This is a genomic window from Collinsella sp. AM36-4AA, from assembly GCF_003467795.1.
In the GTDB taxonomy this organism is placed as follows: domain Bacteria; phylum Actinomycetota; class Coriobacteriia; order Coriobacteriales; family Coriobacteriaceae; genus Collinsella.
Window position 1 is genome coordinate 1 of the sequence record NZ_QSHS01000006.1, and the last position, 21,721, is coordinate 21,721.

Annotated in this window: 17 protein-coding genes; 4 read left to right on the forward strand and 13 right to left on the reverse strand. The window is 60.4% G+C overall.

The annotated features are described in order from the left end of the window. Positions 1-99: 99 nt before the first annotated feature. The 6 genes from nifJ to DW850_RS03280 all read right to left on the reverse strand — a co-directional run bounded on the left by nifJ (position 100) and on the right by DW850_RS03280 (position 8,906). Positions 100-3,639, reverse strand: a complete 3,540-nt coding sequence (gene nifJ, locus DW850_RS03255) for a pyruvate:ferredoxin (flavodoxin) oxidoreductase (RefSeq protein WP_117786223.1) — start codon at positions 3,637-3,639, stop codon at positions 100-102. Between the two features lie 402 nt (positions 3,640-4,041). Next, on the reverse strand, positions 4,042-4,980 hold the full coding sequence (locus tag DW850_RS03260) for an FHA domain-containing protein (protein WP_117786224.1): 939 nt from the start codon (positions 4,978-4,980) through the stop codon (positions 4,042-4,044). Positions 4,981-4,983: 3 nt separating this feature from the next. Beyond that, positions 4,984-6,828: a hypothetical protein gene (locus DW850_RS03265; RefSeq protein WP_117786225.1), complete on the reverse strand. Its 1,845-nt coding sequence runs from the start codon at positions 6,826-6,828 to the stop codon at positions 4,984-4,986. Then, complete coding sequence (locus DW850_RS03270) at positions 6,825-7,730, reverse strand: hypothetical protein (RefSeq protein WP_117564927.1); 906 nt, start codon at positions 7,728-7,730, stop codon at positions 6,825-6,827. The genes DW850_RS03265 and DW850_RS03270 overlap by 4 nt, the downstream gene beginning before the upstream one ends. Positions 7,731-7,975: 245 nt before the next feature. Further along, on the reverse strand, positions 7,976-8,572 hold the full coding sequence (gene recR / locus DW850_RS03275; RefSeq protein ID WP_089573257.1) for a recombination mediator RecR: 597 nt from the start codon (positions 8,570-8,572) through the stop codon (positions 7,976-7,978). Between the two features lie 13 nt (positions 8,573-8,585). After that, positions 8,586-8,906, reverse strand: coding sequence for a YbaB/EbfC family nucleoid-associated protein (locus DW850_RS03280; protein WP_006235174.1), 321 nt, complete (start codon positions 8,904-8,906; stop codon positions 8,586-8,588). 349 nt (positions 8,907-9,255) lie between these two features. Between DW850_RS03280 and DW850_RS03285 the strand changes: the two genes are divergently transcribed. Continuing rightward, a complete protein-coding gene (locus tag DW850_RS03285; RefSeq protein WP_117648547.1) occupies positions 9,256-9,729 on the forward strand; it encodes a hypothetical protein in 474 nt (157 codons plus the stop codon). A 21-nt stretch (positions 9,730-9,750) separates the two neighbouring features. Here DW850_RS03285 and dnaX read toward each other — a convergent pair whose 3' ends face one another. Beyond that, the gene (gene dnaX, locus DW850_RS03290; protein ID WP_158565211.1) at positions 9,751-12,231 is read right to left on the reverse strand and encodes a DNA polymerase III subunit gamma/tau; all 2,481 of its coding nucleotides are present in this window, start codon (positions 12,229-12,231) and stop codon (positions 9,751-9,753) included. A gap of 116 nt (positions 12,232-12,347) precedes the next feature. On the opposite strand from dnaX, the gene DW850_RS03295 reads away from it, so the two are divergent. Then, positions 12,348-13,064, forward strand: coding sequence for a hypothetical protein (locus DW850_RS03295; RefSeq protein ID WP_089573261.1), 717 nt, complete (start codon positions 12,348-12,350; stop codon positions 13,062-13,064). 105 nt (positions 13,065-13,169) lie between these two features. On the opposite strand, the gene DW850_RS03300 is transcribed toward DW850_RS03295, so the two are convergent. The 6 genes from DW850_RS03300 to DW850_RS03320 form a co-directional block, all read right to left on the reverse strand. After that, complete coding sequence (locus tag DW850_RS03300; RefSeq protein WP_117584193.1) at positions 13,170-13,829, reverse strand: DUF5028 domain-containing protein; 660 nt, start codon at positions 13,827-13,829, stop codon at positions 13,170-13,172. 5 nt (positions 13,830-13,834) lie between these two features. Beyond that, on the reverse strand, positions 13,835-14,479 hold the full coding sequence (locus DW850_RS03305; protein ID WP_089573263.1) for an ATP-binding cassette domain-containing protein: 645 nt from the start codon (positions 14,477-14,479) through the stop codon (positions 13,835-13,837). After that, complete coding sequence (locus DW850_RS03310; protein ID WP_147349584.1) at positions 14,476-15,273, reverse strand: hypothetical protein; 798 nt, start codon at positions 15,271-15,273, stop codon at positions 14,476-14,478. The genes DW850_RS03305 and DW850_RS03310 overlap by 4 nt, the downstream gene beginning before the upstream one ends. A gap of 38 nt (positions 15,274-15,311) precedes the next feature. Further along, positions 15,312-16,193, reverse strand: a complete 882-nt coding sequence (locus DW850_RS03315; RefSeq protein WP_089573265.1) for a hypothetical protein — start codon at positions 16,191-16,193, stop codon at positions 15,312-15,314. Between the two features lie 54 nt (positions 16,194-16,247). Continuing rightward, a complete protein-coding gene (locus DW850_RS10370; RefSeq protein WP_124785772.1) occupies positions 16,248-16,760 on the reverse strand; it encodes a hypothetical protein in 513 nt (170 codons plus the stop codon). A 109-nt stretch (positions 16,761-16,869) separates the two neighbouring features. Beyond that, on the reverse strand, positions 16,870-19,005 hold the full coding sequence (locus DW850_RS03320) for a helix-turn-helix transcriptional regulator (RefSeq protein WP_158565212.1): 2,136 nt from the start codon (positions 19,003-19,005) through the stop codon (positions 16,870-16,872). 439 nt (positions 19,006-19,444) lie between these two features. Between DW850_RS03320 and DW850_RS03325 the strand changes: the two genes are divergently transcribed. Together DW850_RS03325 and DW850_RS03330 are read left to right on the forward strand one after the other, a co-directional pair. Beyond that, a complete protein-coding gene (locus DW850_RS03325) occupies positions 19,445-21,298 on the forward strand; it encodes a serine/threonine-protein kinase (RefSeq protein ID WP_117786230.1) in 1,854 nt (617 codons plus the stop codon). Continuing rightward, on the forward strand, positions 21,295-21,721 hold a 427-nt coding region (locus DW850_RS03330), incomplete at its 3' end, for an FhaA domain-containing protein (RefSeq protein ID WP_117633815.1). The genes DW850_RS03325 and DW850_RS03330, both read left to right, overlap by 4 nt.

Genomic DNA, 21,721 nt, shown 5'->3' on the forward strand with positions numbered 1-21,721 from the left:
CCCGTCCAAGAATTGGGGCGCAGTTCAGTGCGCAGCGGGGGTTCTTTCATGTCCGAGGACGTCCGCGAAGGTCAGCCCTCAGATCCTGCGGTGGGAGACTTAAGCCTCGTTGTACACCGTCTTGAGCTTCAGCAGGTGCTGATAGCGGTCCATAGCGGCCTGCTCGTTCTCCTTGAAGAGCTCCTCGGCGCGCTCGGGGAAGGAACGCGTCAGCGAAGCGTAACGGGCCTCGTTCATCAGGAACTCCTGATAACCGCCCGCGGGCTCCTTGGAATCGAGCGAGAACTTCTTGCCGGCAGCAGCCTCGGGGTTGAAGCGGAAGAGGTTCCAGTAACCGCACTCGACAGCCTTCTTCATCTCGGCTTGGCAGTTCTGCATGCCGCCCTTCTTGATGGAGTGCATCTCGCAGGGGCTGTAGCCGATGATGAGGGACGGGCCGTCGTAGGCCTCGGCCTCGTGAATGGCCTTGAGGGTCTGAGCCGGGTTGGCGCCCATGGCAACCTGTGCCACGTAGACGTAGCCGTAGCTCATGGCGATCTCGGCCAGAGACTTCTTCTTGGTCACCTTACCGGCAGCGGCGAACTGAGCGACCTGGCCCAGGTTCGAGGCCTTGGAGGCCTGACCGCCGGTGTTGGAGTAGACCTCGGTGTCGAAGACGAAGACGTTGACGTTGTGGCCGGAAGCCAGGACGTGGTCCAGGCCACCGAAGCCGATGTCGTAGGCCCAGCCGTCGCCGCCGAAGATCCAGAAGGACTTCTTGGTGAGGTAAGCCTTGTCGGCGAGGATTGCCTTGGAAGCGTCGCAGCCGCACTTCTCGAGCTCGGCAACGTAGGCAGCGGCAGCGGTCTTGGAGGCCTCGGCGTCGTTGACGGAGTCGATCCAAGCCTGACCGGCGGCCTTGAGCTCATCGGACGGACCATCGGCAGCGATGATGTCCTGGGTAGCGGCGATCAGCTTGTGCTGAACGGCCTCATAGCCAACGGCCATGCCCAGACCGTGCTCGGCATTGTCCTCGAACAGGGAGTTGTTCCACGCCGGGCCGTGACCGTCCTTGTCCTTGCAGTAAGGAGCGGTGGCAGCGGGGTTGCCCCAAATGGAGGAGCAGCCGGTGGCGTTGGAGATGAACATGCGGTCGCCGGCGACCTGGGTCACCAGACGTGCATAGGCGGTCTCGGCGCAGCCGGCGCAGGAGCCAGAGAACTCCAGGTAGGGCTGCTTAAACTGGCTGCCCTTGACGTTGGCCGCGATGAGTTCCTTCTTCTCGGAGACGTTCTCGACCATGTAGTCCCAAACGGGCTGCTGGTCCATCTCCTGCTCGGTGGGAACCATCTCGAGGGCGCCCTTGGGGCAGACCTTGACGCAGTTGGTGCAGCCCATGCAGTCGAGCGGGGACACGGCCATGGTGAACTTCATGCCCTTGGCCTTGGGGCCCATAGCGTCGAGCGTGCGGGTAGCCTCGGGCGCGGCGGCAGCCTCGTCCTCGGTCATCGCGAACGGACGGATGGTGGCATGCGGGCACACATAGGCGCACTGGTTGCACTGAATGCACTTGGTCTCGTCCCAGTGGGGAACGACCACGGCGACGCCGCGCTTCTCGTATGCGGAGGCGCCCAGCTCAAACTGGCCGTCGGCACAATCGACGAAGGCGGAAACAGGCAGGCTGTCGCCATCCATGCGATCGATGGGCTCGAGCAGGTTCTTGACCTGCTGGGCGATGGCAGACTTGGTCTCCTCGGAGAGCTCGATGGGGGCAGCATCCTCGGCAGTTGCCCAGTCGGCCGGAACCTCGAACTTACGGAAGGCGGTAGCGCCGGCATCGATAGCCTTGTGGTTGGCGTCGACGATGGCCTGGCCCTTCTTCATGTAGGACTTGGTAGCCGCGTCCTTCATGTACTGCAGGGCGTCCTCGGCGGGCAGGACCTTGGCCAGCGCGAAGAAGGCGGACTGGAGCACCGTGTTGGTGCGCTTGCCCATGCCGACCTTGGCGGCCAGGTCGATAGCGTCGATCAGGTAGACGTTGACGTTGTTGTTCGCAATGTAGCGCTTGGCCACAGCGGGCATGTGCTCGGCGAACTCCTCGTCGCTCCACTGGCAGTTGACCAGGAAGGTACCGCCCGGCTTGACGTCGCGGACCATCTTGAAGCCCTTGACGATATAGCTGGGGTTGTGGCAAGCGACAAAGTCGGCCTTGGTCACGTAGTACGGCGAACGGATCGGGGAATCACCAAAGCGCAGGTGCGAGACGGTGACGCCGCCGGTCTTCTTGGAGTCGTACTGGAAGTAGGCCTGGACGTACTTGTCGGTGTGGTCGCCGATGATCTTGATCGAGTTCTTGTTGGCGCCGACGGTACCGTCGCCACCCAGACCCCAGAACTTGCACTCGATGGTGCCGGGGGCTGCGGTGTTGGGCGCATCCTCGGCCTCGGGCAGGCTCAGGTTGGTCACGTCATCGACGATGCCGATGGTGAACTCGCGCTTGGGCTCGTCCTTCTTGAGCTCCTCGAAGACAGCGAACGCGGACGCGGGAGGCGTGTCCTTGCTGCCCAGGCCGTAACGGCCGCCGACGACCTTGATGCCCGTCTTGCCGGCCTCGTAGAGAGCAGAAACGACGTCCTGGTAGAGCGGCTCGCCGATGGAACCCGGCTCCTTGGTGCGGTCCATGACGGCAATCTTCTGGACGGTCTCGGGGAGAACGTCGACAAAGTGCTTGATGGAGAACGGACGGAACAGGCGAACCTTGACCAGGCCGACCTTCTCGCCGTGAGCGTTGAGGTAGTCGATGACTTCCTCGAGCACGTCGCAGAAGGAGCCCATGCACACGACGACGCGGTCGGCATCGGGAGCGCCGTAGTAGTTGAACAGGCCGTAATCGGTGCCGAGCTTCTCGTTGATCTTCTTCATGTAGCCCTCGACGACGGCGGGAAGCTCGTCGTAGACCTTGTTGCAGGCCTCACGGTTCTGGAAGAAGATATCGCCGTTCTCGTGGCTGCCGCGGGTGTGCGGGTGCTCAGGGTTGAGCGCGTGGTCGCGGAAAGCCTGGACGGCGTCCATGTCGCACATCTCGGCCAGATCCTTGTAGTCCCACATGGCGACCTTCTGGATCTCGTGGCTGGTGCGGAAGCCGTCGAAGAAGTTAAGGAACGGGGTCTTACCCTCGATGGCGGCAAGGTGAGCCACCGGCGAGAGGTCCATGACCTCCTGGACGTCGCCCTCGGCGAGCATGGCGAAACCGGTCTGGCGGCAGGCCATGACGTCGGAGTGATCGCCAAAGATGTTCAGGGCGTGGGAAGCGACGCAACGCGCGGAGACGTGGAAGACGCCCGGGAGCTGCTCGCCCGCGATCTTGTACATGTTCGGGATCATCAGGAGCAGACCCTGAGAAGCCGTGTAGGTGGTGGTCAGAGCACCGGCGCCCAGCGAACCGTGAACGGTACCGGCTGCACCTGCCTCGGACTCCATCTCGACGACCTTGACCGGGGTGCCGAAGATATTCTTGCGACCCTGGGCCGCCCACTGGTCGACATGGTCGGCCATCGGGCTGGACGGCGTAATGGGATAGATTCCCGCTACCTCGGTGTACGCATACGAAACATATGCGGCCGCCTCGTTGCCGTCCATAGACTTAAACTTACGCGCCATATACCCCTCTCCTCTCATATAGGTATACAGGCCCCGGCGATCGCCGGGATGTTGGCGTGATGGGATTTTCGCTGTTGCTTCCAATCATCTGGCAGGCAGGCTCAGCAGCAGGTACATGGCGTGGAGAGAAGGCATGCCGAGGCGAGGAGGGCTGCACGCGCTCCACAAGCCCAGCTACCCGTCTTGCACATGACCGAGCGCCGCAAAGGCCGCATGCCGGATGCTCCCGGGCACGCCCCGGCGATGGGAAGCGCCCGCAACGGAAATCCGCATGCGGGTTTATTGTACCCCGCCATCAAGTGTAATTTCGGCAAATATAGGCGGGCGGTAAAGGTTTACCTCGGGTGACTGCCGGGAGCAAAATGATCCCTTGGGGACGGAGGGACCATTTGGCGGGACTGGCTAGAGGGCACCGAAGAGGATGGCATAGGTAGTGGATTCGCCGAGCTTGAGCTCGTCGCCGGGATTGAGCTGGGCGGAACGGCCGGGCTCGACCTGAATGCAAACGCGCGTGGCCCCGTTTACCACCACGGTTCCGTTGGTGGACGACAAGTCCTCGACGTGCCAGATATTTTGAGCATCGCACCAGATATGGGCATGGCGGGCCGAGACATCGTCGCCGACGTCGGTAATATCGCCCTCACCAGTGGCCAGCGCGCCAATCTCAACACCCTGCTCACTCGGCTGAATCCAGCGCGGGGCGCTCACGACAAAACTGTTTTGCACGCGCAGCAAGCCCAAAGGGTGCGCCGGGGCGGGTTCGCGTTCGCCCGCAGTCAGCGACATGCCAAGCGAACGCGGCGTGGATGTGCCTCCGCCGCAGGTCGCGTTCGCGTAGTCGATGGCATAGTTCACCGAGGACCGCACATCCGCCGAACAACCGACGGCGACAAACAGCACCAGCACGACCTCGGCGCGCTCGGCGGGCATGAGTTCCGCCGCCTGGGACAGGCGATCGAGCGCGTTGCGATAGAGATTCGTGTCCTGGCGGCACTCTTCGAGCGCGCGTACCATCGGTTCACCTGCAGGACCGCACACCATATTGATTACAGCCGTGGAGTCCATGGGATTGCGCTGGCGCAGGGCCAGTTGCGACATAATACGCGCAGCCGAGGTACCGTATTCGGCAAAGTAGCGCTGCTGAAGCGTGCCGACCGGCGCGCGAACGATAAAGCGGGAAACCCAAGAGCGATCGGCGGCTCGGCTCTGCGGGCTGCGGCCGTCGGCGAGCGGACGGGACGAAAGCACCAAGCCGCACAGCTCGATATGGCTCAGATGCGCTGCGCGCTTAAAGATGTCAAACATGGCCCCGCATGGGGTGAGCTCAACTTGAGATGCCATGACCTAGGCCTCCTTGGTCGTAGAAATAGAATCGGACGATACTTCGACAGGTCCGCCAAAAGTACGGACAGCTGCGGCTCCACCGGCAAGCGGAGTCGCCATCTGGGCTTTTGTGCGTCGCGGTGCCGAAACGGGAAGTTCAAAGGCAAAGCCCATCGCAAGCAAAAACCACGTAAGCGTATAGGTTGCAACCAGAGCGGCAACAAGGCCGCCCATCACGGCGCGTTGGGAAAATACGCTACATGCAGCCACAACCAGCACCGGAACCTCGCAGGCAGAAAGCGCAAGCACACCCTGCAGGAAGCCCGAGCGCCGATCGCGCGCAAGTGCCCCCGCGGCAACGCTGGCTATGCCTGGCAGCGCCAACGCCAGTGCGGCAATAATACCCGGTAGCGACCCAGACCACACGAGCGATCCCAAAGTCGCCGTCACGCGAGCGCCCGACGCCAGCAGCGCGGCCGAAACCACGACCACAGCCCAAACCACGCCACAGACGACCGTCGCGCCGACCATCAGCGCGCGACGAACCGCGCGGCCAGACGCATCCATGGGGCACGGCGTGAGCGGCTCGCCGCGGAGCGAACGACCGACATTTTGCGCATAGTGGTCACAAAACGCCGAGAGCGCCGCCTCGACCGCCGCCGGCTCGGGACGATCTTTTTGATGGCTGGACAGACAGGCCATCACCACGTCGAACAGCTGGGCATCGACAAACGCCAGCGCATCGCGTAGCTCCTCGGAATCCGGCTCAAGCCCCAGCTGCTGGGCCTGCTCGGCCGCAGCGAGCGCCACATCGGGCTCACGACGAAGCAGCTGAGTCAAATCGCAACCGGGTGCATGGGCACCAATGGGATAGTCGGGCCGCGTGTCCATCTTGAGACGGTAGGGGCTGGCGATGTCGCGCGTCTTTTTGCGCGAACCCGAGGTGCCCGAAGCGCTCGGCGCGGCTTCGTATGGCGCGACGCCGGCAATGAGCTCGTAAACCGTGCTTGCCGCGGCATAGACGTCGATCGCCGGCGACATACGCAAAGCGCGCAGGTCGGGAATATCGTCGGTGAGCATCTCGGGCGGGGCGTAGGCCACCGTCGCGCGACGCAGCGTGGCATAGCGCTCCGTAAACGACGCCTTGCCGCCGGTACCGGCCACGGCCGACGCAGGCTCAAGCGCCAGCGACGAGCCAAAGTCGATCAGGCACAGGTCAAAGGTGCCCTCGGCAAGCTGCCGGTCAAGCGGTAGACGCGCCGTACGCACCATAATATTAGCGGGCGAGATATCGCGATGGACAAAGCCCTCGCCCACCAGGCTCATACGGCAGAGCAGATCGAACAGGTCGCGACCCAGACGCGCCGCCACAAGCGGCGATAGGCGGCCGGCATCGTCCACGGCAAAGCGCGAGCGCAAGCGGGCGAGCGTCTCGCCCTCGACCCATTCCATGACAATTGCAGGCACACCGTCGACCTCGCCCCAGCCATAGAGGCGGGGAAAGCCCTTAAGGCCCGAAAGGGCGCGATGGCATTCGTATTCCTCGCGAAACGCCGCTTTGAACTTGGCGACCAGCGCCTCATGGGCGGCGGCATCGTCAAACTCATCGCACGTTGGCAAGATGAGCTGCTTGAGTGCCACGGCCTCGCCTTGGGCGTTGACGGCACGCGTCACGCGGCCGATACCGCCACGGCGCATGGTGGCATCGTCGGCAAACAGTATCGTAAAACGACGCAGATAGGCAGGCAGTTCGCCCTGACCGAGCGCAATGGCCGGCTCAAACCCGTCGACACGCGCCAGGCGCAGGCCGACCATGGGATCGCGACCGAGCGATTGTGGTGTGGTGGATGCAAGATCGGTCATCATAGGGCAAGCGCCGCCACGTTATTGTTGAAGTTACCGAGCGCGACGTCATCATCGCCGTAATGGCCGACCCATTGACATAGGTTGGTGTAACAGCCCCACAGATTGGCATACTGCTGATACCACTTTGACCGGGGCGAGAATGTCTGACGACCGAACTCGGCTCGAATGACAAACATCTCCCCGACCAGGCTGTCGCACGGCCTGGGATCTCCCGTAGAGTTATAGGTCGAGACCACGTCATTGGCACGAGAAACATAGCCGTCGAGCATGTTGTACTTGGTCACAAGCCAGCTGTGAATGCTCTCTTCCTCAGCAGCGGAAAGGCCACCGGAGTTTGCATCGTTGTCAGTGTTGCCGCCCGTCGAGCCGCCGTTTCCAGACCCTCCGGCAGAGGAACCCGACCCAGAGCCACCGCCCGAACTCGACGAATCCGAGCCGGAGCCAGAAGTATCCGAGCTACCGGGCTTTCCGGACTGCTGGGCGTCCTGCTCCTTCTGCTGCTCGACCTTATTCACCGTTGCCGCCACGCTATTGTTGGACAACCGATCGATGATCTTGGTGTTGGTGAGCACGATGGTTTTGCCATTGGCAAGCGTGACTTCGTTGTCCGGGGCCTCGGCGCCGTCCGCGTCGCCGGTGCCAAACACAATATGCGCGACCACACTTGCCCAAGCATATCCAGTCGTGGTCCCCAGGTCACTTTTGACCTCATGCCCCACGCGCGGTTCGCGTGCGGCATGTGCCTGCATCATGGACGGCACGGTCATGCCATAGGCAGAAACGCCAGCTATGACCAGCACCAGCGAGCAAGACAGCAGTGCGTACGCCCGCGGCGCCAAGCCCAGTCGGCGTCGCATGCGCACCGCGGCGCCGCGCTTTGTCTGAGTGCCACCGGGCCGCATGCGTTCTCCTCCAACAAAAACACGCCGCTCGGGAGCGGCGCATTCATTCGAATCCATATTTGAGTGTATCAGCGAACCCAAAAGGTTGCGCAACGAATGGGCAAATTAAGGATGCGAGTGGAAGCATCCATGCGATAAGCGGATACAAAGCATCTTTGTTGCACAACAAACTTACAGTCGCACGGGGAAATTATGGCTACCCCGTGCGTCGCGATGAAGACATACGGCAGGAGCAGGCTCGCCACCTAAATCGTGCGACGGGCCTCGATGGCGCGCCCAAGCGTAAGCTCGTCGGCATACTCCAGGTCGCCGCCCACGGGAAGGCCGCTCGCCAGACGCGACACCTCAACGCCCAGCGGCTTAATGGTACGCGCCAGGTAGCTCGCCGTGGTCTCGCCCTCGATATTGGGGTTGGTGGCGATGATGACCTCGTGGATGTCCTCGTGGCCCAAGCGTGCCAGCAGCTCACGAATGTGCAACTGCTCGGGACCAATCTTGTCCATGGGACTGATCACGCCGCCCAATACGTGGTAGAGACCGTGGTAGCTGCCCGTGCGCTCAATCGCCTGGACATCGCGCGGCTCGCCCACCACGCAAATGCGAGTGGTATCGCGCATCGAATCCTGGCAGATGGAGCACTCGTCGGCCGTGGCGTAGTTAAAGCAGCGGCTGCAAAAGTGAACCTCCTGCTTAACCTCCAGGATAGCCTCGGCCAGGCGGCGCGCCTCCTCGGCATCGGCCTCGAGCAGGTAATAGGCGATGCGCTGGGCCGACTTGGGACCAATGCCCGGCAGACGGCCCAGCTCATCGAGCAATTTTTGCAGACTATGGTTGGCACTCATGTATATGCGTGTCTTAGAACGGCATGCCCGGGATGTTGAGGCCGCCGGTGATGGCGCCCATCTGCTTGTTGGCGAGCTCGTTGACACCGCGGACGGCCTCGTTGACGGCAGCCATGATCATGTCCTGCAGCATATCGACGTCCTCGGGATCGAGGGCATCGGGGTCGATGGTGAGGTTGACGAGCTCCATCTCGCCGTTAACGGTCACCTTGACCATGCCGCCGCCGGCAGAGGCGTCGACGGTCTGGGACTTAAGGTTTTCCTGCGCGGCGGCAAGCTGCTCCTGCATCTTGCGAGCCTGCTTCATCATTTGCTGCATGTTCATACCGGCCATGATGGCTCCTTTACGTGCGGCCGCGCGACAAGCTGCAAGGGCAGCCGGAGCGCGACGGGACTTTCAAACTCAAAAATCGTACCACGGCGCGGGGCAAGCAAGCGGGGCGGACACGCTACCTCAGTCGATATACATGTCCTTGAGCGTGACGCACGCCCAAGATTATGCAAGGTCGAATTATGCAAGGTTGCATAATTATCTCAAGCTACATCTAGCAGAGCTGGAACCAGGCAGTTTATGCGTAGGGCTACAAGGCTACATGGCAAAATGCCGAGCCGCTGCTCGAGGCGGCACGCATGGCGGCTGGGTATAATTTGATTGTCATAGATGACGATTTGGAGGTGCCCTCGTGAATGTCCCAGCCGTACTCCAAAACATCCGCTCAAAACACCCCGTTGCATATGTGGTTCTCTATCTCTTTGTCGTCTGGGTATTACTGGTTATCATCACCCATGCCATAGCTTTTGGAGCAGAACTGCTGATAGCCAGCTCGGACCAGCCCGTCGTCAAATGGGAGACGACCGATGAATGCACCGACGGAACCCGAACCATTTACTACAACAGCCCGTCCCTCTACCAAGAGTTCAAGGTCAAGATAAAGGACTCCAAGATTGTCGATGCCGAACTGGGCTCTTTATTTACAATCGGAGCAACCGTCAACGCCGAGCAAGTCGAGTACACGGACAGCCATGCGACGTATCGTATCGACCTCAGCATCCTAGGCCGACCGTCACGCGCCTGTCTGCTCGAATGCGATATACGCGGCACCACGTTGCACATGTCCGAAATACAGATGCGCCCGGGCAAGGGGTTCTCTTCTTGAGCAGTATACCCGCCTGCGCAGCTACTCCACCGGCTTGAAGATGGTGGACTGGCCGAAGACGCTGCGGATGAGGGCTTTGGCCTCGTCCTCGGTCTGCGGGATGCTCGGGGCTGCACCCTGATGGCCGAAGGGGCCGCCCGCACCGGAGTTGGACTCCCAGGGAGCTGCAGGAGCGTCCTCCTCTTTGGGGGCAGTTGCAGCGGACTTGGGCGCGGACGCCGCACCCGGCACGTCGAACGGAGGCAGATCGTCCCCACCAGCATCGGCAACAAAACCGACAACCATGGCATCGTCGTAGGGAACCTGCTCGGATTCCCATGGCGCAGACGGCGCGGCGGGCTGAGCCTTGGGAGCGGACGCGCGCTCGGGCGCTCGGGGCGCGGGCTCGGTCGGGAGCTTGCCCGTGGCAGGAGCGCCGGCGGGGTTGTCGGAGCGCAGCCAGGGGGCTTTGCCCAGGTCAGACGACTTGGGCGCGGGCGAGGCAGGCTTGGGCGCGGGTGTCGGAGCAGCCGGTTTGGCCATGACGGGCTTAGGCGCCGACGGGGTCGGCGCCGCTATCGGTGCTGCTTTTGGCTGCGTCGCGCTGGCGCTCGAGGATGCAGGGGCCGCCGAGGACACGGGTTGCGGGTCCGCAGATACCGCAGCCCGTGCAGATGGAGAATGCTCCTCATGTTGAGGAGCCGGCGTGCCACCCCCATCCAGGACATAGTCGACGGTACGACGACCGAAGACCGCACTGACTGTCGGCAGGACCACCGACTGCGTGTCGGCGCGTCCAAGCATCTTGATGGCAAAGGTCGAGCCCGCGGGGAACGAGACCGTGAGCCTGGAGCCGTCGTCAGCCGTGGCGCGGGCATTGAGCAAAAGCCCCGCGTAGGAAGCCTGACGCGCCTTGACACGCTCGACAACCTCGGCCCATTTGCGCTGCAGCTCTCCGGCATCCTCGACCGCGGGCGTCTCGGCAGTACCGGCGGCGGCAACCTGGGCGGCATTGTTGGACTGGGGCTTAGGTGCCGGAGCGGTGGCAGGCGCGGGAGCCGCAACGGGCTGAGGCGTCGGAGTCGGCGCAGGCTGAGGTGCAGGCGCTGCAGGCTTGGAAGCTGACACGGACGCAGAACGGGACGCAGGCTGGGCAGCCGGAACAGCAGCACCACGGTCCCAAGGCATACCGCCCTGGCGCGCGGACGTAGCAGCGGGGGCAGCGGATGCCGCCGGAGCGGCAGCACGAGCGCCCGAAATTAGCGTCGGCTGTTGGGCAGCAGCGGGTACGGATGCTGCAGGCGCGGCGGCCTGAGCAGCAGCCACGCTCGCCGGCACGGCGCCGTTGGCAACCATGGCCTCCAAGCGGGCCACGCGCTCGGCCAATGCCTCAATCGTTAAATCGGCCTCGGGACGTGCCAGGCGCGTGCAGGCGATCTCGAGCACCAGGCGCACGTCGCTCGCGCCCCTCATCTCCAGTGCGGCATCGTCGAGCACCGTCAGCACACGGGCCAGGCGGTCGGCAGGATGCTCGCCAAAGGCAGCGGCCTCGGCAGCAAGCGCCTCGGCCTGCTCGGAGCCGCCCTCAAACAGCTCGGCACGGGCACCGGCAACGCAGGCAACGTACACGTCACGCACATGCGCCACCAGGTCGCGCGTCAGCTCCAGCAGGTCGTTTCCTTCCTCGACCTGCGCACGGATCAGTCCATAGAGCTCGGCAACATCGCGATCGGCAATGGCGCGGGAAAACTCGCCCAGAATCTGGTCCGAAACCTCGCCTAAAAGCGAGCGGGCGTCGTCCGCATGCACAGAACCGTTGCCAAAGACGCTCAGCTGCTCCAGCGTGGACAACGCGTCGCGCATACCGCCCTTGGCATGGCGCGCCACGATAGCCAGCGCCTCATCGTCGTAATCGAAGCCCTCCTGCTCGCACACGTATGCCAGGCGACGCTCGATATCCTCGTTGCCGATGCGATGGAAATCGAAACGCTGGCAGCGCGAGAGGATGGTCTCCAGAATCTTTTGCGGGTCGGTGGTGCACAGCACAAAGATCACGTGTGCCGGCGGCTCCTCGAGCGTCTTGAGCAGCGCGTTGAACGCCGCCGTCGTGAGCATGTGGACCTCGTCGATGATATAGATCTTGTACTTGCCGCGCACCGGGGCAAAGTTGACGGAGTTGATGATTTCCTCGCGCACATTGTCCACGCCCGTGCGGGAGGCGGCATCGAGCTCGTAGACATCGGGGTGGTTACCCTCGGCAATGAGCTCGCACTCCTCGCAAGTACCGTCGGGCATGCAGCCGCTTGCACCCTCGGCGCGCGCCGCCTCGGCATTGCGGCACAGCAGCGCCTTGGCCAGAATGCGCGCCATGGTGGTCTTGCCCGTGCCGCGCGGTCCGCAGAACAGGTAGGCGTGGGACAGGCGCCCCTCGGTGATGGCGTGCTCGAGCGTCGAGACGATATGCTGCTGGCCCACCACGGAGTCAAAGGTGAGCGGGCGATACTTTCGGTACAACGATTCCATGGGTGCTCCCCCGGGTATACTGAGTCTTGTTGCCGCGGCGGCCATGCGGTCGCACGGCATACTGCATTCCATAATAACCCGTACGGCGAGCCCGCCGCGATAGGAGTCCAAAGAGCATGGCAGACGCAGAGAGCAACCTCGTTCCCTCCGAAGCAGCCGACCAGGTCGAGGTCGCGCTCGAGGAGCAGGCCGCAGCCGACGACGGCATCCTGTACCTCAACGAGTACCAATACGAAAACGACCTCGTCACCGACTTCGCCCGCCTGGTCGCCTCGCCCAGGCGTCGCGGCTCGCTGTATGTCGCCGCGGCAATTGCCGCGCTCATCGGCATCGGCATGCTGGTGGCCGGCGGCAACTGGATCAAGTTTGGCGTCGTCTTGATCGTATTCGGCGCCTTTTTGGCCTGGTGGAGCAAAAACCTGCACCACACCCTCGCCCGCGACTTTATCGACGCCGTTGAGGCCGACGAGTCCATGGGTGGCCGCTATCGCCGCGTCGCCGCCAACGAGGACGGCCTGATGGTTTGGGGCACGAGCGGCAAGTCGCAGTTCTTCCCGTTTGAAAAGCTCGACCACGTGCTCGACGGCGAGCGCATCTTTGTGGCCATGTTCGCCGACCAGGGCGTGACGATCCCTAAGGACACCTTTGTCCGCGGCGATGCCGAGCAGTTCGGTCCCTTCCTTAAGGCGCGCATCAACAAAAAACTCCGCATCGAGACCAAACGCAAGAAGATGAAGGCAGAAAAGGCCGCTGCCGAAGCAAAACAGGGCGACAAGCCCCAGGAGACCAAGGGCAAGCAGCGCAAGCAGAAGAAGAGCAAGAAGAAGCGGTAGGCCGGCCGACACCGAAGGCGCCTCGTCCCGCGCCCGATTCCGGGCCGGGGCGCCTGGAATCGGGCGCGCGTACCGCCAATGGACCCGTTTTGCCTTGCTCTCGAGCTATTTCACTTCAAACCTTAAGAGCCTCCGCTCCGGCAGATCGGTCATCTTCATCGTGTAAGTCCCGGGAAATGCTTTCTCAAAACGGACGGTCTCGTAACCTTCGAAATAGTCGTTGGTGTTCTGCATCATAAATGGGACGAGCAACTCGTTTTCTGCCCCAACCTCCACGGCAAACGCAGCAGAGCCGCCAAGGACCGGCATGGCTTGCGTTATCAGATCGGTATTGACTACAAAATCATAGTTTGGCGCAGACTCCGGAACCAGATGCCAAACATACGCTTTGATTCCACCGTCGATATTATCCCTATTTCTGACACGCATCTTTACGGCGATAACGCACGTGATGTCGGCATCCTTCAGTCTCGTTTTCGTATCCACGGTGCCATATTTTGAATAATCGTCATGTGCTCGTTTGAGATACTCGCGCGGCGTGAGCAACTCTGCCCCGTCTATGCAAAACGAATACCCATCAGTCACCACATCCTTCGACCCCAGAAACGCTCCATCCATCGAGAGCCATTCGCCCTCCGCGTAATATTTCTCAGGAATGACCGTCCGGTTCCCGTTAACGACGCTCACCCTCATGCCCGCAAGGCCGGCAGCAGCACAGCAAAAAAGCGCGAGCGCCGATCTTCTCGTCCACAGGGTCTTCTTCATCGCGCTCACGACCTTTCCCGAACTTTCACAACGGCACCGTCGCGCATGCAGTAAACCCGATCGGCCAGTTCCTCGAGCACCTCTCCGTCATGGCTGGACAGAAGGACCTCACGACCCGTTGATGCCGCCATCGCCACAACGCGCTTGAGCATTTCAACGCCCGCTTCGTCGAGGGCATTCGTTGGCTCATCGAGAACAAGCAGCTTCGGCTTCTCCATAATTGCCGCAGCTATCCCCAGACGCTGCTTCATCCCAAGCGAGTATGCTCGGAACTTCTTTTTTTCGTCTGCATCGAGCCCCACGAGCCGCAGGGCAGAGCGAATGTCCTCGGGGGTGGCAACGCCCTTGATCTGAGCGATGAGCTTCAGATTGTCGTAGCCAGACAGATATCCCAAAAAGGAAGGCGCCTCGATCAACATCCCCAGACTCGGCGGGAACGAGATGTCCGCCCCAAGCCTTTGGCCATCGATAGAGATTTCGCCTTCGGTAGGCTTGATCAACCCGCAAACCGCTCGCATGAGCATGGTCTTACCCGAACCGTTTATCCCCTGAAGCCCGACCACAGTCCCAGGGTCAACCTCGATGGACACGTTGCGCAGGACATCGTTTTTACCCATGCGCTTCGATACGCCCCTTACGATCACACTCATATCTTGTCCCCCTTTTCTATAAGGTCGGCCCTTCGAAACCACAGTCCACCCAACGATAGGCATAACGACATAAGCCCAATTGATGACAAGACACTCGAGCCCGCCGCGATTCCCTCTTTGACAATTCCACCCCAGCGCAACAGCATCAAGGCGTTACCCAATAGCGCCCAATGTCGTGCATATGCCGAGCAGATCAGGTAGCTCATTAAAACCACAAACGAGACTGACGACCCAAGCACAAACCCAACCGCTGCCTGCGCAAACGCAAGCGCCTCAAAAGCAAATAAGAGACCTATGAAAAACGGCAGCGCATCTGCCTCGGCAGCTTTGAGAAACCACGGCGCCAAATTAGCCAGTTGAAGCGACTCACCATGAATGACCGCGCTGAACGAGGAGCTCACCACCAAGCTCCAAATCACAACAGAGCAAACCACCACGAGCAGTGAAAATGCCGTTACTGCCGCCACCAAGATAAAACGCGAGACCCACCAAAGGGTTCTTGCCCGGCATCGAACAAGCGCTTGCAAACCAAACCCGTGCAACGATTCGGTCGGATAGTCGAGTGTTGTATAGAGAATAAGCAGAATGAGAAATAGCCATCCTAGCGGAGGCACAAACATGACCCCGGGCCTAGGCTCAAACGGAGCAGATCCGGCAAACACGAGCGCAAGATTATCCGCAAACCCCAAGATATCCGTTCTAACCCCATACACAGAAGACAATCCGTAGGCGTACACCAAGTTCGCAACGGTCACTGCCGCAATTGCAATAAAAGTGATGATGTTCTTCTTCAAAACGGTCCTCAGGTCCGCGGCGACCAGCCTAAACAGCATCAGACCACCTCGCGTCTTTTCCACGCCCCAGAAAAAGCCAACGAAGCAAGGGTCAATAATATGATTTCCGCAAAACCGGCTCGAATGTCTGGCCAGTTATTCAGCGATTCCGACCTGATGCTGTTGAGGATATTGCAGTTAAACCCCACACAAGCCATTACGCCGAAGATCCAGCCATTTGCAAAATGCCACGCAACCATTAGCAGATACGGGACAATTATCGCTTTGATTCTGCTACGAAACAAAATTGAGAAGCCAGTTACAGCCATGGATAAAGTCCCGAGCGTGACAGCATCGAACAGCGTGTATGCGAGCACATATGACAAAGGATGCGAATAAAATAGACCGGAGAAGTAGCTATGCAGGTAAAGTCCTACGTAAGTCGACTCATCGACCCGAGGAAGATACGCAGGAAAAAGCATCGAGACGATCAGGAAATTGACGAGCAGAGGAATGGCAGTCACTGTAAACGCGGAGAGGAAAGCAGACAGCATCTTTACGTTCACGTACGCCTTTCTGGAAACGCGCGTGCATATCTGCATGTCATAACCACTCAAACGCTCAAAGAGACACGACCAAGATCCAGCCAACATTGCAAGCAGGGGCAGTGCATAGAAAAACACCGACGCAGACAGTGGCGCGTTCGCGCTCACAACAATCCAGTTACCGAAGCTGCTTTCACGTGTTTGACCGAGATAATTTTCGGCTTGCACGCCAACGCCGTAACCAAAAGAAAGAAGGTTGTGGCGCTCTTTTTCCAAATTTGCCCACGGCTCCAGCGCGGCAGCTATTGCAACTGCGACCGCAATCAAGAGAGCAAGGATAAAAGCTGGACGTCTAATCGTTTTCGACAGTTCGTATCTTGCGAGCTTTTGGTTCATACGTCCTCCTCCCCCTTCCGACCCAGAAAGCCGGAAGGGAGCCATTTCAAACAACTATGCGGGAAGCTTGTGGAAATGCCCGACGCAGTCGGGGCTCCATACGCCAATAACAGTGCCGTAGCCAGACTCCGCCCATGCAGTCAGTCGCGCCGCAGATCGCCCGTTCTCACGGACGAGGTTATACATTTCCCACTGTCCCTTGTGATTCGAACGATACGTTCCCTGAGTACAATTCATGCTGCCGCTACCGCTTGTGTTATACGCACCGTCTGTATATAACCGAAGCGGATTTCCCGTATGGCCCTGGATATCCAGATAGAGCGATGAGGAATCATCCTTTTGACGGTAGCCAGTTGCACTCGTCCCGGCACATTGAAAACTAAATGCCTTATCGGCATTGTTCGTACAGGTCGTAATTCCCGTATCGGCGTTTTGAGTAATGCTGGAAACCTGAGAGGTGTCAAACTCCTCTTGTGCAAACGATGCAGCGGGAACCCCTAGGGACAGACCAGCTGCAATCACCAAGCCGACTCCGATTCGAGCAATAGCGCTCCTTGGCTTAATCATGGCCTTCTCCAATCAAAAGCGGTTAACAATGCGTCGACGCACGGCAACCTTCGCATGAATAGAGAAAGATGTCTGTAAACACCCGCTATTGAGTTGATTGCTCAGGCGTTTACACGTTATTTACCTGCGATAACAATAAAATTAGCTCCGCCTTATTCTTGATCTTCAACTGGCGGTAAGATGCAGACCGCAGCGCTTGCACCGTAGATGCAGCGTAACCGACATCCTCCGCAATGGCCTTTGTCGTTGCTCCCTCTGCCGTCATCAGCAAAATTTGCGACTGAACATCAGAAAGGGAGCGCGACGTAAGCAGGGCCAGCTGGCGCACGCGGGCCGTTTCGGTGGACCCGTTCGCCCGGTACTCCAAGACGGCCTTCTCGTCCTCAACCGAGCGGGCGAGCGCGATGTGCGTAACGAACATGGGCACAGACCAGCAAACAATCACCGTTGCCACGACGACATTGACAGCCGAACTTTGCCCCAACAACGACGCGAGGAACAACGGCTCGAAAACCGTCAGATCCTGCACCATATTGAGCAAGACAGCCCAAACAGGAGCCGTCGCCCCGAAGCAAAGCATCCATATCCCAAGCATTTTGCGCTGCGGACAGCTTCGCATCACTATATATGTGAGCAGCACCCCCGTCAGCACCGCAAGTCCATGGATTCGCCCCCTAGCGACCGCATAGATTAAGGCAACCATGCCCATTGACACCAACGGCACGATAGCCCGAGCATGGGCATGCACCTTAAACGGACGCAGCCCAACAGCGAGCGAAGCCGTAGACGCCACGCCGCAAAACAGGACCGGCACAGCCATCAACGGAACGCGTATGCACATCAATGCCGCGATATAGATAAAAGACCATTCCACAGCAGATAGCACCGCCCATACGTACGGGCTTCCGAGCCAAATCGCTTCACCCGCTCTATCCAGCGCAGCGCCACGATTCGCTTTTCCACCCGCGTAGCGTAGCGACAGAAGCAGTCCGAGACCCAATGCGTAGCTTAAGAGGGAAAAGGCGACAGCCCGCGAAACACCGGACCCCCAATCGCTATCCGCCATTACCAAGGGCCCCGCCGCAAGGAGGATAAAGAATAATGTGAGCAGGTATCGAAACAGCCGGCGCGTTCGAGCTGATGCCACTATATCGTCAGCATGCCGCTGCGGTAGCTCATGCCCTACAGTATCGCCCTCACCCGCAAACAGCGCCACGAGCTCGCGTGAGCCCGCAACCGACGCCTTCCCGTATGCTCGGTGAAGCGTTGTTCTCACCGTCGATGGCTTCGTATCCGTCTCCTTGGCAATTTCCGCCGGCGTTTTCCCTTTGAGCAGCAGTCGAACAAACTGCTCTTCTCTAGGCGACAGGGCAGGGGAAAACACCCCCGCATCGAATGTGTCGGACGCACAGGCGATATCCGAATTGTTGTCCCGTTTCCCCCTTAGCAACATGCATACGAAGGCAGCAGCGATAACGGACCCCATCGCCAGCAATGCAATGACCACGGCATCGCTTGCGAAGTATGCCGCCTCAACAGCCGGAATAAGACCAATAGGAACTGCTACGAGCACAGAACAGGCAAACACGTCGCGCCGCCCATGGCCAAAGGCACGAGGGCGGCAAAACGGCGGGGCCACAGTCAATGCGAGATAGACCAACGGAATTAAAAGCGCAAGGCCAATTGACGCGGCCGTTACAGGGTGCATCCCCCATGGCTCGGGAACGACTCTCCATGAAACTCGACAGCAAAACAGCAGGCAAGACATGACGGCTATTGTTTCTGTAAAAATCGCGTCCTGCGGGTGACGAGTTTCCCTTTCGTCAGTCCGTGTCGACCTCTGCGTCAAAGGAGAGTCCGCCGTGCCCCAAATAACATATGAGAGAAGCAGCGACCCAACAAAGCACGAGACACACGAAACGCCATGTAACAACCAAATCGGTGCAAACACGATTGGAATAGAGTCTCCGCGAGCATAGAAAGCCAGGTCGGCCCATTCGGGAACCGTTGCAATAACACCAAGGAAAACACCGATGGCACCGAGATGCCTCGGCCTTCTCATTCCCCCCTTGCATAGCGCAGCACCATGAACAAACGCCGCGAGGCATGCGCCCAGGATAACGAGCCAGGTCATTGCACCTGACGCTAGGCCGATTGAAGATGAAAACCGGTGATAAGGGGTGACCGCCATTACGACAAGCGCAATGGCGCAGGCAAATGTAGCAGAACGGCGGGAAAAGAGCATACGGCCTCCATAGCGTGTCATTATATCGCTCGAGCCGCTCGTTTATCTCTGTTCTCACACCAGCCAGCATCAATGATTCAGGCGAACTCCAATCCGCGCCAGATCACGGTCCGGCTTTTGTTCGCAGTCCCCACATCAAAGCGGGATGCGGTTTCCTTTTGGACGCCGGTTCGGAAAGCGCATCCCGTTCCAGGGCAATATTCTGGGATGCAGTTTCCGCAGCCCACCCCATTTGGAAAGCGCATCCCATAATTTGGCTGAAAACTGAGATGCGCTTTCCAAACGAGCCGAAACGGGCCGAATCGATCGGGCCACCTCGCATCCCGCTATCCTCGCCATCTGCCCGAGCGTGCTACACTAGCAGCATCTATGCCACCGCGAACGGCTCGGCTCCGCGCCCGCCGCTCGCAAACGAACTTTAAACGCACGAGGGTTGGCCATGCCGCTTTTCTCGCAACATACCGCCCGGTTCTCGCCGGACGTTCCTTTGGAGGGCACCAGCTCTCGCGAGCTGCTCAAGCGGTACCAGCCGCTCGAGACACTTGCGACCGGCGGTTTTGGCTCCATCGAGATCTGCCGTGACACGCACCTGCGCCGCCGCGTCGCCATTAAACGCATCCCCCTTATCAACGGTGCCGGCATGCCCGCTAGCGACATCATGGATGTCCTGCGCGAGGCGCACACTGCCGCCATGCTTCAACATCCCAACATCGTGCAGGTCATCGACTTTACGCACGACACAGCCTATGCCTACCTGGTTATGGAATATGTCGATGGCATGTCGCTGGCCGAGTTTTTGCATCGCGTGGACGGCCACTCACTTACCTTTGACGAGGCCGCGGCCATTGCCGATGCCCTGGGCCAGGCGCTCACCTTCGCCCATAGTAATGGCGTACTCCACCTGGACATTAAACCCGCCAACGTGCTCATCGACCACTCGGGCAATGTAAAGCTCACCGACTTTGGCATGGCGCGACTGTCGTCCGCCGGTGGCTTTGGCGGTTCGCGCGGCGGCACCATCGGCTACATGCCGCCCGAGCAGCTCGATATCGAGACCGGCACGGTCGACGAACGCGCCGATGTCTTTGCCCTTGCCTGCGTTATCTATGAGGGCTTGTGCGGCAGCGCTCCCTTTATGGCGGCCACGCCCGCCGACTCGCTCGACCGCATCATCGGCGGCGCCACCTATCCCAGCGAGCTGATACCACACTTTCCCCCGGGAGCCGAGGCCGCGCTCATGAGCGCGCTCTCCCCCATGCCGCAGGACCGCCCCAACAGCATCGAGGCATTTTGCGACCAACTCCTTGCCGGTCTGGGCAGCGTGCGCGAGGGCCGTCGCAGTCTGGAGCAAATGGTTGGCGAGCTTTCGGATGACGAGCAGGAGCTCGACGATATCGAGCCGTCGTACTACGAGGACGACGCCATCGAGGTCGACCCCGCGCTCGGCTGGGCGGGCACGCGCTGGAGCCATGCGCGCGACTACACCATGCACGCTATCTCGGCGCTAACGTGCGGCGCCTTTAGCTTTTTGCTGATGCAAACGGCCGGGGTCGCGGCGCTTCCCGGCCTGGTCATTGCGGCTATCGCGATCGGAGCGGCAGCTGGCCTGGCCCCCCAGATTGGCTCGGCCATCTCGGCTGTGGGCTTTTTGGTGCTCATGGCCAACGCCACCATGCAGGCACAGGGCATCCTGTCGATGTTGCCCGTCGCGGTGATCTTTGCCGCCGCCATGTCCGGTTGGTGGATCGCCTGGGGTCGCACCGAGGCTGCCGCGAGCGCCGCACTCACCTGTGCACTCGCGCTTGGCTGTCTGACCGGCAATACCTTCCTGGCAGCTGGGGTCACCGCCGGCGTCGCGTCATTTTGGCTCGGCCCGGCAAGCGCCGCCGCGGCAACGGGCATGGGCGCACTTTTTGCCCGTCTGGCCGCGGTCGCGCTTTCAGCCGGAGGCGTGCTGGGGCTCGGTAACGTTGCCGCAGCGCTGGGAGACCCACTCCTTTGGGCTGCCTTTGTGCTGGTAGCGGCTACTGCCGCGGCGTCATCTGCGCTGCTCAATGCCCATGCCAAGCATGCCGATCAGGGCTCAAACCTTACCGCAATCGCCGCCATCGCTGTCACCGGCATCGGCTGCGCAGCGGCGTCCTGTCTTGCACACCATATGGAAATTGCCAGCCTTGCAGCCGCGGTCGTCGCCAAGGCGGCGGTTGCGGGAACCCTATCCTCTATAATCGTTGGGATATGCCTATATTTGCTCGGATACCAAAGAACCTATACGGAGAGTGATCTTTCGTGAACTTCCTGAACATCTTCGAGGACCACGTGGCCGGCATCTTCGGTGCCACCCGTGCCCCGTTCTCCTTTAAGAAGCTTGCCAAGCAGGCCGCTCGCGACATGGAGGATCAGACTCTGGTGATTAACGGCGTCAACACGGCGCCGGCACTCTATACCATCCTGATCGCCGCCGACGACGATCCCATGCTCGCCCCGTTCTACCCCGAGCTTTCGCGCGAGGTCCGCGAGTTTGTGAAAGCGCAGGCCGAAAAGCGCCGCTATGTCTTTGTCGGCGAGCCCCTCGTGCGCTTTATGATCGATCCGCAGCTGCGCGCCGGCAAGTTCTCGGTCTTTGCCGAGAACGTCGATGCCCCCACGCTCGGCCGCCTGTACGAAGAAGAGCGCGCCTATCAAAACGGCCTGGGCCAGAACAACTCCGCGGCAA

What these genes read in the sequence shown, in the direction of transcription:
- recR (WP_089573257.1), bottom strand. Translation starts at nt 8,572, where the DNA reads ATGAGTGCCAACCATAGTCTGCAAAAATTGCTCGATGAGCTGGGCCGT.
- DW850_RS03305 (WP_089573263.1), bottom strand. Translation starts at nt 14,479, where the DNA reads ATGAGTGTGATCGTAAGGGGCGTATCGAAGCGCATGGGTAAAAACGAT.
- DW850_RS03270 (WP_117564927.1), bottom strand. Translation starts at nt 7,730, where the DNA reads ATGCGGCCCGGTGGCACTCAGACAAAGCGCGGCGCCGCGGTGCGCATG.
- nifJ (WP_117786223.1), bottom strand. Translation starts at nt 3,639, where the DNA reads ATGGCGCGTAAGTTTAAGTCTATGGACGGCAACGAGGCGGCCGCATAT.
- DW850_RS03300 (WP_117584193.1), bottom strand. Translation starts at nt 13,829, where the DNA reads ATGAAGAAGACCCTGTGGACGAGAAGATCGGCGCTCGCGCTTTTTTGC.
- DW850_RS03260 (WP_117786224.1), bottom strand. Translation starts at nt 4,980, where the DNA reads ATGGCATCTCAAGTTGAGCTCACCCCATGCGGGGCCATGTTTGACATC.
- DW850_RS03320 (WP_158565212.1), bottom strand. Translation starts at nt 19,005, where the DNA reads ATGCTCTTTTCCCGCCGTTCTGCTACATTTGCCTGCGCCATTGCGCTT.
- DW850_RS10370 (WP_124785772.1), bottom strand. Translation starts at nt 16,760, where the DNA reads ATGATTAAGCCAAGGAGCGCTATTGCTCGAATCGGAGTCGGCTTGGTG.
- DW850_RS03325 (WP_117786230.1), top strand. Translation starts at nt 19,445, where the DNA reads ATGCCGCTTTTCTCGCAACATACCGCCCGGTTCTCGCCGGACGTTCCT.
- DW850_RS03280 (WP_006235174.1), bottom strand. Translation starts at nt 8,906, where the DNA reads ATGGCCGGTATGAACATGCAGCAAATGATGAAGCAGGCTCGCAAGATG.
- dnaX (WP_158565211.1), bottom strand. Translation starts at nt 12,231, where the DNA reads ATGGAATCGTTGTACCGAAAGTATCGCCCGCTCACCTTTGACTCCGTG.
- DW850_RS03315 (WP_089573265.1), bottom strand. Translation starts at nt 16,193, where the DNA reads ATGAACCAAAAGCTCGCAAGATACGAACTGTCGAAAACGATTAGACGT.
- DW850_RS03265 (WP_117786225.1), bottom strand. Translation starts at nt 6,828, where the DNA reads ATGATGACCGATCTTGCATCCACCACACCACAATCGCTCGGTCGCGAT.
- DW850_RS03295 (WP_089573261.1), top strand. Translation starts at nt 12,348, where the DNA reads ATGGCAGACGCAGAGAGCAACCTCGTTCCCTCCGAAGCAGCCGACCAG.